Annotated in this window: 8 protein-coding genes; 7 read left to right on the forward strand and 1 reads right to left on the reverse strand. The window is 66.8% G+C overall.

Annotated features, from left to right (window positions below):
• Positions 1-15: 15 nt before the first annotated feature.
• The 7 genes from NP075_RS17470 (at position 16) to NP075_RS17500 (ending at position 15,744) form a co-directional block, all read left to right on the forward strand.
• Positions 16-1,209 carry a DUF6361 family protein gene (locus NP075_RS17470; protein ID WP_227563368.1) on the forward strand — a complete coding sequence of 398 codons (1,194 nt, stop codon included), beginning with the start codon at positions 16-18 and terminating at the stop codon, positions 1,207-1,209.
• Positions 1,206-3,023: a phospholipase D family protein gene (locus NP075_RS17475; RefSeq protein ID WP_227563369.1), complete on the forward strand. Its 1,818-nt coding sequence runs from the start codon at positions 1,206-1,208 to the stop codon at positions 3,021-3,023. The genes NP075_RS17470 and NP075_RS17475 overlap by 4 nt, the downstream gene beginning before the upstream one ends.
• Positions 3,020-6,166: a helicase-related protein gene (locus tag NP075_RS17480; protein WP_227563370.1), complete on the forward strand. Its 3,147-nt coding sequence runs from the start codon at positions 3,020-3,022 to the stop codon at positions 6,164-6,166. Before NP075_RS17475 ends, NP075_RS17480 begins: the two co-directional genes overlap by 4 nt.
• Positions 6,167-6,718: 552 nt before the next feature.
• Entirely contained in the window at positions 6,719-9,985 is a 3,267-nt protein-coding gene (locus NP075_RS17485) for a helicase-related protein (RefSeq protein ID WP_227563371.1), read from the forward strand.
• Positions 9,978-10,697 carry a DUF4391 domain-containing protein gene (locus NP075_RS17490; RefSeq protein ID WP_227563372.1) on the forward strand — a complete coding sequence of 240 codons (720 nt, stop codon included), beginning with the start codon at positions 9,978-9,980 and terminating at the stop codon, positions 10,695-10,697. The genes NP075_RS17485 and NP075_RS17490 overlap by 8 nt, the downstream gene beginning before the upstream one ends.
• Positions 10,685-12,586, forward strand: a complete 1,902-nt coding sequence (locus NP075_RS17495) for a site-specific DNA-methyltransferase (RefSeq protein WP_227563373.1) — start codon at positions 10,685-10,687, stop codon at positions 12,584-12,586. Before NP075_RS17490 ends, NP075_RS17495 begins: the two co-directional genes overlap by 13 nt.
• Positions 12,586-15,744: a type III restriction-modification system endonuclease gene (locus NP075_RS17500; RefSeq protein WP_227563374.1), complete on the forward strand. Its 3,159-nt coding sequence runs from the start codon at positions 12,586-12,588 to the stop codon at positions 15,742-15,744. The genes NP075_RS17495 and NP075_RS17500 overlap by 1 nt, the downstream gene beginning before the upstream one ends.
• 360 nt (positions 15,745-16,104) lie before the next feature.
• Here NP075_RS17500 and NP075_RS17505 read toward each other — a convergent pair whose 3' ends face one another.
• Complete coding sequence (locus NP075_RS17505; RefSeq protein WP_308054129.1) at positions 16,105-16,677, reverse strand: SDR family oxidoreductase; 573 nt, start codon at positions 16,675-16,677, stop codon at positions 16,105-16,107.
• Between the last annotated feature and the right edge of the window lie 281 nt (positions 16,678-16,958).

A 16,958-nucleotide genomic window follows, 5' to 3' on the forward strand; every position in this document is an offset into this window, starting at 1 on the left:
GCCACGATTCACCCCATGCCCTCGTCCTTCGGCTGGCTGGACGCCGACACAGAGCAACGTCGTCAGATGCTCGAGGTGGTCGACCTCTTCTCGGACGACGGGACGGTCGACGAGCTCGGCACCGGGGCGATCCGCGACGCACTCTCGCACGCGCTGTTCCCTGGCACCTCGGTGCTGCACACGCGGCTGCGTTACGCGCTGTTCGTGCCCTGGCTGTTGCAGGAGGCCGGAGCGCGGTCGTCATCGCCGGACACCGGTGCTGCGCTACGGCAGCTGGAGATCCGCCTCATCGGCAGCCTCCTGGCGGGCGGGGAGAAGCCAGGTGTGATCGGCAACCGTGCCCGGCAGACGCTCAAGCGCATGCCCAGCAGCGTGTACTGGTCGGCGCTCGGCGCGTGGGGCATCCGCCAGCGGGACGTCACCATCGAGGGATACCTCCGGCGTCGTCATGACCTCGCTCGGCTGGCCGCCCGAACGGCGGTGAGCGACGACCCCGAGACGCGTGAGACGCCACCCAGCAGCGGTCTCGACCCTCACCTCCCGCCGCCGCCGGAGGGCCTGCTGACGCGCGCGACGTTCGATCTCACGGCCGAGGAGGAGGAATACCTCTCGGACACCATCGCGCGCGCCACCGCAGGCTCGTTGTTGGCATGGCTCGTCCACCACCAGCCGGCCCGCCTCCCTGACTACGCGTGGGAGCTGACCACGCTCGGCGAAGCACCGGCACAGCTCGCCGAGACGGTGGACCATGCTCGCCGGTTCCACACAGTGATCCACGGCGCGGTCCTGGTCTACAACCTGCTCCTCGCGCGGCAGCGGCACATGGATGAGCCAGTCGCAGAGTTCGAGGCCGACCTCGCGGAATGGCGTAGTGAGCTGCAGTCGTCGAACGCGCTCGACGGCTGGGACCGTGCCGCGTGGTGGACGACCGTGACGAGAAGCAACGCCCGGATCCGGCCCTTGACGCGGACGTTCGTCGACCAGTGGATCGATCTCGTCGCCTCGGACCCAGAAGTCGCGACCAGCGCGAAGGCCGCGGGGCTCGTGACGACCCGGGAGCGCCAGATCAAGGGCGGCCGGGCCCGCCTCGTCAACCAGTCGGCGCTGGATAGCTGGAGCGGCGCGAGCGGCCTGGGCCGTCTCGACTTCAACTGGTCCGTCGCGCGCGGGCACCTCGGCGACCTCTACGCCGCGAGAGGTGCCGCATGACGCTCGTCCCCGAGTCCCGCGTCCTGCTGACGGACGCGCTGCGCCCCCCGGCGGGTCACCGCGTCGACGTCGTCGTCGGCACCACGTACTCCTTGGACCTCACGGCGCTGCTGCTGGCACCGCTGTCGTTCGCTGTGTCGGAGCAGGTCGAGGGTGACGTGTCACGCGTCGACCCGATCCGCCTGCTGGAGGCGGTCCGCCGCCACACCGAGCACACGACGGTGTTCTGCCAGGCCGGTGGCATCCACGTGCCGTCGCGCTACCGGAGCATCCTGACGTTCGTCGAGGACAGCGTCGTCGAGGTGACCGCGCCCGCGGAGGACGCGATCTTCCATCCCAAGCTCTGGGCGTTGCGCTTCGCCGGTCCGGGCGGCGCCGTGTCGCACCGCGTGGTGATCCTGTCGCGCAACATGACGTTCGACCGCTCCTGGGACACGGCCCTGGTGCTCAACGAGGCGTCCGACGGAGCGATCGACGCGGCACCCGCCGCCGACTTCGTCCGCGGCCTCCCTGCCCGGGCGTTGCGCGGCCTCCCGGCAGACCGCACCCGGCAGGTGGACGACCTCGCCTCGACCCTCGCCACCGTGCGACTGGCTGCGCCGACCCCGTTCACCGGCGGTGCGCTGCTGCCCATCGGCCTCGACGGCGCGGACGTCTGGCCGTTCCCGGAGAGGGCGTACCGCGTGCTGGCGATCAGCCCCTTCCTGACGCGACAAGCGGTACGGGCGCTGGGACACGTGGCGGACGAGCGCACGCTCGTCTCCCGAGCCGAGTCGCTCGACCTCCTGGGCTCCGACGCACTGACGGGGTGGAAGGTCGACGTCCTGCAGCGCCTCGTGGAGGTGGAACCGGACGGCGACGTCGCGGAGAGCCAGCCGGCCCGGTCGGAGTTCGAGAGCGGGACCGCCGGCCTGCACGCGAAGACGTTCGTCGTCGACCTTCCCGACGGCACCTCCATGACCGTGACGGGTAGCGCCAACCTGACGGGCGCGCCGTGGGGACGCAGCGTCGAGTTCGGGGCGAAGCTCACCGGCCCGACCGCGGCGTGCGGTGTCGCGAGCGTGCTCGACGGCTCCCCCGGTGTGCCGGGGCTGTCCGCTCTGCTCCAGGACTACCACCCGGCGACGACTGCGGGCGTCGACGACCCGGCGATCGAGACGTCGTACACGCTCGAACGGTTCCACCGGTTCCTCGCGTCGAACCTCCCCGTCACCCACGTGGCCCGCCTCGACGACGATCGCGCGCAGCTGTCCGTCTCGGTGGAGATCCCGCCGTTCGTTCCCGGCATGACCCGCATCTGGCCCGTCTCGCTGCCCGACGGGCACGCCCAACCGCTGGCACCGACGACGACGTGGACGCTCGCGCACCTGAACGTCACGCCCTTCCTTGTGGTCGAGACGACCGCGGGCGACGGCGACGCCCGCGTCACGCGTCGCTGCGTGCTGATGGGCGACCTCAGGGGCGACGTCGACTCTCGTCGGCACGACGCGATCTTCGACGTCCTGCGCAGCAAGCAGGACGTCCTGCGGTACCTGCTGTTCCTGCTCGGCGACCCGTCCTACGACGCGCTGCTCGCCGAGATCGCCGGCAGCGGCGAGGAAGGGTTCCACCCTGAGTCGCGGGGCACGCGTCAGGACGTCGCGCTGCTCGAACCGCTCATCCGTGCGATCGGCCGCGACGACGACGCGCTGGCTCGTGTCGCGAGCCTCGTCGAGGACCTGCGGGCGATGCCCAACGGGCACGAGCTGGTGCCCGACGACTTCGACACCCTGTGGGACGCGGTCTGGCAGGTCCACCGGGAGGCCCGACGATGACACCCGAGACCGAGCAGATCCTCGCGAGCCTCAAGGACTTCCAGCGGGACACGGTCGATCACGTGTTCAGGCGGCTGTGGCTGGACGACGACCGGGTCAAGCGGTTCCTCGTCGCGGACGAGGTCGGGCTCGGCAAGACGATGGTCGCGCGAGGCGTCATCGCACGGACGGTCGAGCACGTCCGCACTGCGGGCAAGCGTGTCGACATCGTGTACATCTGCTCGAACGCGCAGATCGCGCGGCAGAACCTCAGCCGCCTCAACGTCGTCAACGCTGCCGAGATGCGCCACGCGGACCGGCTGACGCTCCTGCCGAAGGTGATCCGCGACCTGCGCGGGCAGGACGTCAACTTCGTGTCTTTCACACCCGGGACGTCCTTCAAGGTCGGGTACTCGGGCGGCAAGGCCGAGGAGCGCGTGCTCCTGTACTGGATGCTCGCGGAGGCGTGGGGAACCGACGCGCTGCGACCGCGACGGTGGAAGCGGTTCTTCCAAGGTGGCATGCAGCTCGAGAACTTCGAGTCGGAGCTCGACTGGTTCGACCGTTCGACACTCGACGCGGAGTTCTGCCACGCGTTCGGCGAGACGGTTGCCACAGCCACCGGCCCTGAGGGCGGCCCACTGCGGACCGAGATCGAGGAGTGCGTCCAGGGCTTCAACTACCTGCGCGGCAAACCGAACGACGCTCTGCACAACCGCCGCTACCGCCTGATCGGCACACTGCGCCGACTGGTCGCGCGTGCCGCGGTGGACCACCTCGAGCCGGACCTGGTGATCCTCGACGAGTTCCAGCGGTTCAAGGACCTCCTCGACGGCGCGGATGACGAGGGCGCGCAACTGGCGAACGCGATCTTCGACCACCAGGACGCGAAGGTCCTGCTGCTGTCGGCGACGCCGTACAAGATGTACACGCTGCCCGACGAGCCCGAGGGCGACGACCACTACCGCGACTTCGTGCGGACCACCACGTTCCTCGCCGGTGAGGAGCGCGCGCGGGTCGTCGAGCGTGAACTGCGCATGATGCGCGAGGCGCTCGTGTCCGGTGGTGACAGCGCGCGTGCGCGGGAGGCGCGCGACCGCGTTCAAAACGAGCTGCGGCGCGTCATGTGCCGGACCGAGCGGCTCGCGTCCACGCCCGACCGGGACGGCATGCTCGTCGAGAAGCAGCTGCCGCGCGTCGAGCTCACGGCTGACGACCTGCGGGGCTGGCGGACGTTCGACGGCGTCGCGCGGGCCGCGGACCGACGTGACGTGTTCGAGTACTGGCGCTCGTCGCCGTACCCGCTGAACCTCATGGAGCGCGGCAGCTACCAGGTCCGGACCAAGTTCCAGGCCGCGGCGGAGCGCCAGGACCCGTCCCTGGTCGCGGCGCTCGACGGTGCACCAGGCCTGTTGGCGTGGGACGACGTGCGTGCGTACCGCCGAGTCGACCCGGGCAACGCAAAACTGCGCGGCCTTTTCGCGGACGTCTTGGACCGCGGCGCCTGGCGCCTAGCCTGGCTGCCGCCCGCACTCCGCTACTACGAGCTTTCCGGTGCATACGCCGAGCCGGCGTTGCAGACCTTCACGAAGCGCCTCGTCTTCTCCGCGTGGTCGGTCGTGCCGAAGGCGATCGCGGTGCTGACCAGCTACGAGGCGGAGCGGCGCACGGTCGAGGCGTCCGGTGACGACCGCACGTACGACGACCGCCCCGTCACGCCCCCGCTGCAGTTCCGCGTGACCGGTGAGCGACCGGCGGGGATGCCGGCGCTCGCACTGCTGTACCCCGCGCTGGCACTCGCGCGTGCCGGAGACCCGCTGGAGGTCGCCCGGTCCGAGGGAGTGCTGCCACTGACGGCGGAGCGGTTGCGTGAGGTGGTCGGTGGGCGCGTGAGTGCGCTGCTGGCTCGACTGCCGGACGCCGAAGTGGCGAGCGAACGCGTCGACCAGGCCTGGTACTGGGCCGCCCCGTTCCTGCTGGACGAGGTGGTGTGCGGCGACGAGCACGCCCCGCTGCGTCCGGCGATGAGCGGATGGGGCACGGACGACGACGACCATGAGTCACGGCTGGCCACGCACGTGCGGCTCGCGCAGGACGTCCGGTCACAGGCACTGGGCCGGCGGCCCGACGACCTCGTCGAGGTCCTCACGTCGCTCGCGATCGCAGGGCCCGGCGTGACGAGCCTGCGGGCGCTGTCCCGCGTGGCTGGTGGCGCGACCGCGCTGGCCGACCCGCTGGTGCGAGACCACGCGTTCCATGTCGCGCAGGGCCTGCGGTCGCTGTTCAACAAGCCGGAGATCATCGCCCTCCTGCGGTCGACGGAGGACGACACGTACTGGCGCACGGTCCTCGACCACGCGGCCGACGGGTGCCTGCAGGCCGTGCTCGACGAGTACGTCCACATGCTCGTCGAGTCGGAGGGCCAGCAGGACACGGCGCCTCTCGAGCGCGTACGCGTCGTGGCCGAGACCGTCGTCGACGCGCTCTCCACACGCGCCGCGCCCAACGCCGTCGACGACATCCAGGTCGCCGACGGCCAAATCCGCGTCACCGACCACCGCATGAGCGCCCACTTCGCCGCCCGCTTCGGTCGCGCGCAGACCGACGACAAGACGGCGATGCGTGAGTCGACCGTCCGCGCGGCGTTCAACTCGCCGTTCCGGCCGTTCGTGCTGGCGTCGACGTCGGTGGGGCAGGAAGGACTCGACTTCCACACCTACAGCCACGCAGTCGTTCACTGGAACCTGCCCGGCAACCCGGTGGACCTCGAGCAGCGCGAGGGGCGCGTCCATCGGTACAAGGGGCACGCGGTGCGGAAGAACGCTGCCGCGCTCCACGGTGATGCTGCGCTCGGGGTGGAGGACGACCCGTGGGTGGGTGTCTTCGAGGCCGCGCTTGCCGGTCGCGGTGACGACGCGTGCGACATCGAGCCGTTCTGGGTGTGCACGCGACCCGGGGGGGCCGTCATCGAGAGGTACGTGCCCGCGCTGCCGCTGAGTCGTGAGGAGCAGCAGCGGAGGCGGTTGCTGCGGACCGTCGGGGCGTATCGGATGATCATCGGGCAGCCGCGGCAGGACGACCTGGTGCGGTACGTCGGGGAGGACGTGGAGTGGTTGCGGGTGGATCTGACACCGCCGCGCACAGAGCACGAGAACACGGCATGACTGAGGTTTGATGATGCGGCCAAGCACATGACCATTCCGGGGCACACGACGCGGCGACGCGGGCGCCTACGAACGGCCATGCGCCCGGACGGGTCCAGGCGGGCTCAGCGGGCCCCCGGGCGCCTCGGCGTCGAGTACGGGACCAAGCTCCAAGCCCCCGAAGCGGCCTCGGCTCCCCTCCGGAAACGGATGGACCGATGTGGTTCGTCCCCCTGCATCGGCCCCAGTGCGGCGTTCACCGGCCCGCGAGGCGGATTCACCCGGACAAACTGCGCCGAACGCGATCGGCATGCGGCGACCGGTCAGACACACTCGCTACAGTGGGCGACGCTCATGCGCATGGTGACGGATCGAGGTACAGATGCACGCGCCTTGGTGCTCAAATGACTCTGCCTCGCACCTACACCCGAAGCATCAACTGCTCCCCCTGCCGATGGAGGTCAGAGCGCCGGGTGGGAGTGCGCCCCAAGCACCGCCCGCCGGGGCGACGCCTATCGATTCGTGGTTCCCGAAGCGCGGCCTGTCGGCCGGCCTGGGACATGGTTAACCGGCATGCAGATCATCGATAACGTCAACGAATTGCTCGGAGACAACCTGAGGGACACATTGCGTCCCGGCTCTCGACTGCGCGTCGCCGCCGCAACCTTTTCGATATTCGCATTCGAGGCTCTCCGTGACGAGCTGGAGAAACTCGACGAGTTCCAGTTTGTGTTCTCGTCTCCGGTGTTCACCGACGTGGCAGTCGAGGGCTCTACCGCGCATGAGCGCCGCCAGTTCTTCATTCCCCCGCGAGGTCTCGGCGAGGCATCTCTGCATGGATCTGAGTTCGAGGTTCGCCTTCGAAACCGACTAACCCAACGCGCCATCGCCCGTGAATGTGCCGAGTGGCTCCGCCGGAAGGCCCGGTTCCGGTCCAATCGCACCGGCCGCCCGATGCAGCAGTTCGCGGTGGTTGACGACAGCCCCGCGTACGCACCGCTCCAAGGTTTTACCGCGGCCGACCTAGGCTTCGAGCAAAGCGACGCCGTCTCTAGCCTCACGATGAAAGTCGGGGCGCCACAAGCAGCCCAGTACGCTGCGACATTCGACGCGATCTGGAACGATCCCGCTCAGGTCGACGACGTCACTTCGGCCGTATACGACCATATCCGTCAAGCCTTCGCCGAGAACTCGCCGGCGCGCATCTACTTCCTGATCCTCTTCAACGTGTTTGCTGAGTTTCTCGAGGACATGTCCGAGGACGCGATGCCGAACGACGACGTCGGCCATCGTGACAGCCAGGTGTGGCAGTCGCTATACAACTTCCAACACGATGCTGCTGTCGGCATCATTAACAAGCTCGAGGCGTACAGCGGGTGCATCCTCGCCGACAGCGTCGGCCTCGGGAAGACATTCACAGCACTAGCCGTCATCAAGTACTACGAATTGCGTAACAAATCCGTCCTGGTGCTGGCACCAAAGAAGCTTGCGGACAACTGGACGACGTACACCCGCAACTACACGACGAACCTGTTCGCCGCGGACCGCCTGAATTACGATGTCCTCGCGCATACGGATCTGAGCCGCGACCGGGGCGAGAGCCTGGGTATGGACCTGTCCCGGGTCAACTGGGGCAACTACGACCTGGTCGTCATCGACGAGTCGCACAACTTCCGCAACGCTGCGGAACAGCTCGACCGTGAGACGCGTTACCAGCGCCTCATGCGCAAGGTCATCCGCGAGGGCGTCAAGACCAAGGTCCTCATGCTCTCGGCGACGCCGGTGAACAACCGGTTCAACGACCTGAAGAGCCAGCTCCAGCTCGCATACGAGGGCGAGTCGGAGCAGCTCGCGAGCAAGCTTCCGATCACCGGTACGATCGACGCGATCTTCCGGCAGGCGCAGAAGGCGTTCAACGAGTGGTCGGAGCTGCCGCCGGAGCAGCGCACGACGACGGAGATCCTGCGCCGTCTGGACTTCGACTTCTTCGAGATCCTCGACGCGGTGACGATCGCCCGCTCGCGCAAGCACATTCAGACGTTCTACGACACGAGTGATATCGGGGCGTTCCCGCAGCGTCTCCAGCCGGAGTCGTTGCGGCCGGCGCTCACGGACCTGCCGGATGCCCCGACGTACGAGGAGCTGTACGACCTGCTCGCGTCGTTGAACCTCGCGGTCTACACGCCCATGGAGTACGTCCACGCGAGCGCGCGCGCCAAGTACGAAGAGCGCTACGGCGGCGACACCGGTATCAACCGGGCCGGCGGCTCGATGGCGAACATCGGCCAGGCGTCGCGCGAGCGCGGGATTCAAAGGCTGATGACGGTCAACCTGCTCAAGCGTCTGGAGTCCTCGGTCGAGGCATTCCGACTGACGCTCGGCAAGGTGCGGACGACGATCGGCGACGCGATCCGCACCGTTGATCTCCACGGCACCACGGTCACCGACTTGGGTATGGGCTTCGCCGACGTGAGCGAGGACGACGACGTGGACGTCCCGACATCATCGACCGTCGGCCGGAAGGTGCAAATCGACCTCGCGGACATGGACACGCTGTCGTGGCGGCGGAACCTCGACGCCGACGTCCAAGTGCTCGACCTGATCCTCGCGGCGATCGCGCCGATCACCCCGGACCACGACACGAAGCTCCAAACGCTCGCGGAGCGCCTCCGCGCCAAGCAGGACCGCCCGCTGAACGCCGGCAACCGCAAGGCGATCATCTTTACCGCCTTCGCGGACACAGCCGACTACCTGTACCGGAACCTCGTCCCACTCGTCGCGGACCTGCGCCTGAGCTTCGCCGCAGTTTCTGGCTCCGGCGATCCTCGCACCACGCTTGGCCGTAAGGGCCGTGAGGGCCTGGACTTCTCCGAGGTCCTGACCCTCTTCTCACCGCGCAGCAAGCACCGCGACATGGTGATGAAGGGCGACACCCGGGAGATCGACGTGCTCATCGGCACGGACTGTATCTCGGAGGGCCAGAACCTTCAGGATTGCGACTTCCTCGTCAACTACGACATCCACTGGAACCCGGTCCGGATCATCCAGCGCTTCGGCCGCATCGACCGGATCGGGTCGACGAACGCGCAGATCCAGATGGTCAACTTCTGGCCGGACATTTCGCTCGACTCCTACATCAACCTGAAGGAGCGGGTCGAGAACCGGATGGTCATTGCCGACCTATCTGCAACGGCCGACGACAACATGCTCACCCAGGAGGCGTCGGACGCCGTCTTTCGTCGGGAGCAGCTGCGCCGCCTCCAGGACGAGGTCGTCGAGCTCGAGGATGTCCGCACGGGCGTCTCAATCACTGACCTCGGGCTCAACGAGTTCCGGATGGACCTTCTCGCGTACGTCAACGAGCACGGCCCGCTCGACGGCGTCCCGAAGGGCTTGCACGCGGTGGTGCCGGCGCGCCTCGATCTAGGGCTACGACCGGGCGTGATCTTCGTGCTGCGCAACCTGACGGCGGACGAGCGCATCAACCGGGGCAACCGCCTGCATCCGCACTACCTGGTCTACCTGTCTGACGACGGTGAGGTGGTGGCGGACCACACCGAGGTGAAGCGCCTCCTCGACCTGGCACGCGCGGGCAGCCGTCCACACACGACGCCGGTCGACGCCGTCACGTCCGTTTTCAATGCGGCGACGGAGGACGGCGCCCGCATGGGCCATTACTCCGACCTCCTCACCACGGCCATCGAGTCGATCATCGGCAAGGCTGCCGAGTCGGACGTCGACTCGCTGTTCTCCGCCGGCCCCACAACGGCACTCACGTCGGAGATCCGGGGACTGGACGACTTCGAGCTCATCGCCTTCCTGGCAGTTGTCGATGGTTGAGCCCGTCGAATCCATCCCTGCCCTGTGGCAGTGGCCGCCCCGAGCAGCCTTCGGCCGCCCCATCCCGAAGTCGAAGTTCTACGAGCGCGCTGCCGTCTCCACGCGCGTCCGTGAACTCTTCGTCGACCAGATCGCTCAGATCATCTGGGCGTTCAAGCTCAGTCCGACCACGGTCGGCCTCGCCGCGACGGACGCGATCCCGGAGATCGACGTTCTGGAGATCACCCTCAAGCCTGATGTCGACGACGTGTCCGACGACCTCCTGACGGTGCTCAACCGCGCGATCCCGGCGCCCCTCCTCCTGGAGATCCGCCGCCACCCGGCGGTTGGGGCCGGCGGAGACGCCCAACGCCTGACCGCGACTCCGACGAAGGACCGCCGTACGACGTTCGTGTCAACGCCGTGGCTCCCGTCGCCTGCGGAGCGCTCCCCGCTCCCACCCGCGCTCGACCTCGCAGGGCTCCATACCGCCCTGCTCGCCCCTTTGATGCCCCACGCGGTGCGCCCTGGCGAGTCCCTCGCCGAGTTGGCGGAGCGCGCCGGCGTGATCCGTGTCCTCGAGCGTGAGATAGCCACCCTCCGACGCCGCGTGCGCGCGGAGAGGCAGTTCAACCGGCGCGCCGAGATCAACCGCACCTTGCGCGAGCGCACCGCCGCGCTCACCGCCCTGACCACTACCCCCACTTCAGAGGAGTCCCCGTGGAGAAGCTGAGAATGCACTCCCCTGACCTCACCCAGGCGAACATCGACAGCATCGCCGCGCTCTTCCCGACGGTCGTCACTGAGACGCGGACGTGTACCGACATCTCAGGGGCCCACACCCACTCTCGCGATTGCTACGTCAAGGCGGTCGACTTCGACCTGCTGCGCCAAGAGCTCTCGGACCGCGTTGTCGATGGCCCACAGGAGCGCTATCAGCTCGACTGGCCAGGGAAGCGCGAGGCGCTGTTCGTAGCGAACGCACCCATTGCCAAGACCCTGCGCCCGGCGCGCGAAGAGTCCGTTGATTTCGACACGACAAAGAACGTCTTCATCGAAGGCGACAACCTGGATGTGCTTAAGCTCCTTCAAGAGAGCTACCTCGGCAAGGTGAAACTGATCTACATCGACCCGCCGTACAACACGGGAAACGACTTCATCTACGATGATGACTTCGCCGAGTCGACCAACGAGTACCTCGAGCGATCGGGCCAAGTGGCCGCGGGCGGACGACTCGTCGCCAACCCAGAGGCCAACGGGAGGTTCCACTCCGACTGGCTGAGCATGATGTATCCGCGCCTGAAGCTCGCTCGCGATCTCCTCGCTGAGAACGGCGCGATCTTCATGTCGATCGACGACAACGAAGTCGACAGCCTGAAGGCACTCGCTTCCGAGGTGTTCGGTGCGACAAACTTCGTCGCTCAAATCATCTGGCAGAAGGTTTACGCGCCGAAGAACAGCGCTCAGTGGTTCTCCGAGGACCACGACTACATCGTCGTCTTCGCGCGCAACAAGGCGGCGTTCTCGCTGAACCGGCTCCCCCGCACCGCAGAGATGGAGGCGCGGTACAAGAACCCGGATAATGATCCCCGCGGCCCATGGAAGGCCGCGGACATGTCGGCTCGTAATCGATATGATGCCGGCGTCTATGCGGTGACGACACCCTCCGGGCGCCTCATCCCCGGGCCGCCGACCGGCCGCTATTGGGTGATCGATGAGGCACGCTTTCGAGCCCTCGATGCCGACCGTCGCATCTGGTGGGGGACTGACGGTTCAAACGCGCCCGCCGTGAAGAAATTCCTGAGTGAGGTCGCCGCGGGGCGGACACCGCAGACTTTGTGGCCGTACGACGAGGTCGGGCACACGCAGGACGCCAAGAAGACTCTCCTAAAGTACGTCCCGTTCCAGCACACGGAGAATGTCCTCAACTCCGTGAAGCCGGTTCAACTACTCCAGCGGGTTCTCCAGCTCGCCACCCGCCCGGACACGCACGACATCGTCCTGGACTTCTTTGGTGGCAGCGCCACGACTGCTCACGCCGTCCTGGAGCAGAACAGGACCGACGGTGGAAACCGCTCGTTCATCAGCGTCACATTCAACGAGCCCCTGCCAAAGCCCGAGCCCACCTTCGGCACGATCTTCGAGATGGGCACCGAGCGGATCCGGAACGTCGCTGCCGAGATCACGGCCGAACTTGCGACGTCCGGTGCCGTCGACACAGGTTTCCGCGTCCTGCGGGTCGACTCGACCAACATCGCCGACACGCTCCACACCGCCGATGGAACCGACCAGTTGACACTCGACCTGACCGCCGACTCGATCAAGGCCGACCGATCCGGTGAGGACCTGCTGTTCGAGGTGCTCCTCACTTGGGGTCTCGCCATGGATCTGCCGATCGAGCCGATCATGCTCGGGAGCGCACGGGCATTCGATGTCGACTCCGGAACCCTCGTCGCCTGCTTCGCCTCAGCGGTCGAAGACTCCGTCGTGCGAGCAGCAGCCGAGCGCAAGCCGCTGCGGGTCGTCTTTCTCGACTCAAGCTTCAGCGACGACGCGAGTCGCATCAACGCCGAGCAGATCTTCCGTGAAGTTTCGCCCGACACCGAGTTCAAGGTGATCTGATGCGGCTCCAGTTCAAGGTCCAGGACTACCAGACTGCCGCCGTAGACGCCGTCCTTGAGTGCTTCGCCGGTCAGCCGAAGTCGTCAGGTGTGGAATACCGGGTCGACCCGGGTCGGCGCGCTCCAGCCTCAGGCACGCGCGTCGATACGGCGTATGTTCCGATCGCGTCCGGTGGTCAGGGCGAGCTGGTGCTCTCGGGTGTGCAGAGCAAGTTGGCTGAGCCGGAGGCTCCGGACTCTGGTTTCCGCAACGCCGAAATTGCCTTGCCAAAGGACGTGCTCCTGGGAAACATCCGGGCCGTGCAGAGCGGCGTCCCGCTGCTCACAAGGTCGACCAGCCTCATCGACTCGGGCGCGGCCAGGGGTGCACCGAATCTCGACGTCGACATGGAGACTGGAACCGGGAAGACCTACGTCTACATCAAGACAATGATGGAACTGAACCGGCGGTACGGCTGGAGCAAGTTCATCGTTGTCGTGCCGTCGATCGCGATCCGCGAGGGCGTCCTGAAGTCGTTCGCGGTCACGGCCGACCACTTCCAGCAGGAGTACGGCACCAAGCCGCGCGCGTTCGTCTACAACTCGTCGCGGCTGCACGAGGTCGAGGCCTTCTCGTCGAGCCCGGGCGTCCAGGTGATGATCATCAACATCCAAGCGTTCAACGCGACCGGCAAGGACGCACGCCGCATCTACGAGGCGCTCGACGACTTCCAGTCGCGCCGCCCGATCGATGTGATCGCGGCCAACCGCCCGATCGTCATCATCGACGAACCGCAGAAGATCGGTGCCGCGAAGTCGCTCGAGGCACTCTCCCGGTTCAACGCCCTCGCCGTCTTGCGGTACTCGGCGACGCACAAGGTGCAGCACAACCTCGTGCACCGGCTCGACGCCGTAGACGCGTACAACGACAAACTCGTGAAGCGCATTGCTGTTCGCGGCATCACGGTCAAGGGCCTCGCCGGCTCGACGGCGTACCTGTACGTCGACACGATCGAGGTGCGCAAGGCCGCCAAGCCGCGCGCCCGCGTCGAGGTTGAGGTGCAAGGCAAGACCGCCATCACGCGCAAGGTGATCTGGGTCGAGCAGGGCACGAACCTCCACGACCGCTCGAACGGCATCGAAGCGTACAAGGGCCTGTTCGTCACCGACATCGATGCCGTCCGCGACGTCATCGAGCTCTCGAACGGCGATGTCGTCGTCGCGGGCCAACTCGCAGATCGCGACGTCACCGAGCAGACGAAGCGGCGCATTCAGATCCGAGAGGTCATCCACGCGCACCTGGAGAAGGAGCGGCAGCTCTTCCTCCAGGGCATCAAGGTCCTCTCACTGTTCTTCATCGACGAGGTCGCAAAGTACCGGGATTACGACCGAGAGGATACAAAGGGCGAGTACCAGCGCGTCTTCGAGGAGGAGTACGCGCGCGCAGTCGATGACTTCCTGCAGGCGCTCGACCTCACCGGGGAGGATGCGGCGTACCGCGCGCACCTGGAGTCGATCGACGTCTCGACGACCCACGCCGGCTACTTCTCGATCGACAAGAAGGGGCGCCAAGTCGACCCGTCCGTCGCCAAGAGCGGCGATGAGAAGGGAAACTCGACCGATACGTCGGCCTACGATCTGATTCTGAAGGAGAAGGAACGTCTCCTCTCCTTCGCGGAACCGGTGCGGTTCCTTTTCTCGCACTCCGCACTGCGTGAGGGATGGGACAACCCGAACGTCTTCGTGATGGGGATGCTCAAGAAGTCGGATAACACCATCTCGCGCCGCCAGGAGATCGGGCGCGGCCTGCGCCTCGCCGTCGACCAGCACGGCAATCGGCAAGACAAGGAGGCCGTCGGCGAGGAGCGCGTCCACGAGATCAACGAGCTCACGGTCGTAACGGACGAGTCCTACACCGACTTCGTCGCCGGGCTCCAGAAGGAGATCTCCGAGGCCACTTCCAACCGGCCGCGCAAGGCGGACGAAAAGTACTTCCTGGGCAAGATTGTCACGGTGGACGGCGCGGACTCGCTCATCGAGAAGTCTCTCGCTCGAGAAATCTACAAGTACCTTCTCAAGAACGACTACATCGCCAACGACGACACCATCACTGACAGGTACCGTGAGGCACGCGAGGCGGACATCCTCGCCCCTGCGAGCGGCGAGCTGGCGAGCCTCATCCAGTCCATCGTTCCGCTGATCGACGTCGTCGCCCGCGGCCTGCCTGACCCCACCGACGGCCGCAAGCCCAAGAAGATCCCGCTCAACGACGCGAACTTCCGACGGAAGGAGTTTCAGGAACTCTGGAAGCGGATCAACCACAAAGCTGTCTACCGGGTCGAGTTCGACTCGGATGAGCTCATCCGCAAGTGCGTCGACCACCTGAACAAGAATCTCCGGGTAGCTCCGCTGCAATACGTCGTCGAGTCAGGACTCCAGTCGTCGACGCTCGACGCCGACGACCTGCATTCGGGGGAGGGTTTCCGGCGCAGCGCCAGCAGCACCCACACCGAGATTTCTGCGCACTCCCGGGTGAAGTACGATCTTCTCGGAGAGATCGCCGAGAAGACCCAACTCACCCGGCGCACGTGCGCAGCGATCCTTCAGGGGATCTCGGTGGCCACGTTCAGCTTATACCGGGCGAACCCGGAGCACTTCATCACCGAGACAGCTCGACTGATCAACGAGCAAAAGGCTACGGTGATTATCGAGCACCTCACCTATGACACGCTCGATGATCGTTTCGAGTCCTCGATTTTTACGCAGAACCAAACGAAGCAAGACTTCAGCAGGGCGTCCAGAAAGCTCGACAAGCATGTGTACGAGTATGTCGTCACGGACTCCGGCGTCGAGCGAGATTTTGTTAACTTGCTCGACACTTCGAACGAGGTAGCTGTCTACGCGAAGCTTCCCCGCGGATTCTTCATCCCGACGCCGCTTGGCCCTTACAATCCCGACTGGGCCATCGCCTTCCACGAGGGCAGGGTGAAGCACATCTACTTCGTTGCTGAGACGAAAGGTTCACTCTCGACGCTGCAGCTCAAGGGCGCTGAGGCCGGAAAGATCGAGTGTGCTCGAAAGTTTTTTGCGTCGCTCCGCGAGCATCATGTCGACGACGTGACGTACGACGTGGTCGACTCGTACGAGAGGCTGCTGGAGATTGTGGGTAAGGGGAACTAGGGAGGGTCGGCCGTTCGACAGTTGGTCCTGAGTGAGCTCTGTACGCGAGGGCAACCGTCGCGTACAGAGCACCACTGCGTGTTCACCGTCGATGAGTTGAACATCCGCCGCTTCGCAGCGGGTCACGGTCACGCCGGGTGGGACCCGATGGGGACCGGGGTCGTCGCCCGTCGACACCGGTCCCGCGCTCTACCCATGTCCGCGGTTGGCACCGTCGAGCCCAAGCTTAGGCCGGCAGTAGCAGTCCGATGCGGTGCGGGACGCACGGGGCCAGCGAGCTCCGGGAACTGCCAGCACCTCACACCGGCTGAGCGCTCCGTTCCTGCGTGCCCTTCTTCTCTCGCAGCCCTCCACACCAGGTCAGGCGCCCACGTCAGACCGTGCGCCACCCGTCCGACTCCATCTCCGCACCCGCCATCGGCCCCATCCGCAGCATCCCCCGTCGACAGCCCACGAGGCCCCATTGACGTACCCGGCCTCAGGCCCGCACAGGAAGCGGACGACCGCAGCGATCTCGCGCGCATCGCCGGGCCGCGGCACCGGGATGCCGGGCCGGCGCTTGCCCTCGAGCGGGCTCTCGTCCTCCTGGCCGGTCATCGGGGTGGCGATCTCGCCGGGCGCGACGGCGTTCACGGTGATGCCGTGGTCCGCGAGCTCGAGCGCCGCGACCTGAACCAGCAGACCGAGGCCGCCCTTGGCGGCGCAGTAGGCCGCGGAGCCGACCTTCGGCGCGTGCTCGTGGACGCTGGTGATGGCGACGATCCGCCCGCCGGCGCCCTGGCGGACCATGTGCCGCGCGGCCGCCTGCAGGCACACGAACGCACCGTCGAGGTCCACGGACATCACGTGCCGCCACTCCTGCCAGGTGGTGTCGACGAGCAGCGTCGAGGTGCCCGTGCCGGCGTTCAGCACGGCGGCATCGATGCCGCTCATCGCGGCGATCGCCTCGTCCACGACGGGCGGCGCCCTGTGGATCGGACAGGTCCAGGTGCACGACGTGCGCCCGCGCACCCAGCGCCTCGACCTCCGCGGCGGTGGCGCGCACCCTGCTCATCCTCGTGCCACATGATCGTGACGTGCTCAGCGCCGTCGGCCAGCGCCACCGCGGTGGCCCTGCCGATGCCCGAGTCGGACCCGGTGGCGAGGACCCGCCGCGGTCACGCGCCGGTGGTCGCGTCGGGCTTGGCGCTCACCGGTCGTCGTCCTGCCCGTCG

Origin of the sequence: Cellulomonas wangsupingiae (assembly GCF_024508275.1) — a bacterium.
In the GTDB taxonomy this organism is placed as follows: domain Bacteria; phylum Actinomycetota; class Actinomycetes; order Actinomycetales; family Cellulomonadaceae; genus Cellulomonas; species Cellulomonas wangsupingiae.

Bases quoted from the DNA above. Each gene is read 5' to 3' on its own strand.
- NP075_RS17490 (WP_227563372.1), top strand. From the start codon at position 9,978: ATGGTTGAGCCCGTCGAATCCATCCCTGCCCTGTGGCAGTGGCCGCCC.
- NP075_RS17505 (WP_308054129.1), bottom strand. From the start codon at position 16,677: ATGAGCGGCATCGATGCCGCCGTGCTGAACGCCGGCACGGGCACCTCG.
- NP075_RS17480 (WP_227563370.1), top strand. From the start codon at position 3,020: ATGACACCCGAGACCGAGCAGATCCTCGCGAGCCTCAAGGACTTCCAG.
- NP075_RS17470 (WP_227563368.1), top strand. From the start codon at position 16: ATGCCCTCGTCCTTCGGCTGGCTGGACGCCGACACAGAGCAACGTCGT.
- NP075_RS17500 (WP_227563374.1), top strand. From the start codon at position 12,586: ATGCGGCTCCAGTTCAAGGTCCAGGACTACCAGACTGCCGCCGTAGAC.
- NP075_RS17485 (WP_227563371.1), top strand. From the start codon at position 6,719: ATGCAGATCATCGATAACGTCAACGAATTGCTCGGAGACAACCTGAGG.
- NP075_RS17475 (WP_227563369.1), top strand. From the start codon at position 1,206: ATGACGCTCGTCCCCGAGTCCCGCGTCCTGCTGACGGACGCGCTGCGC.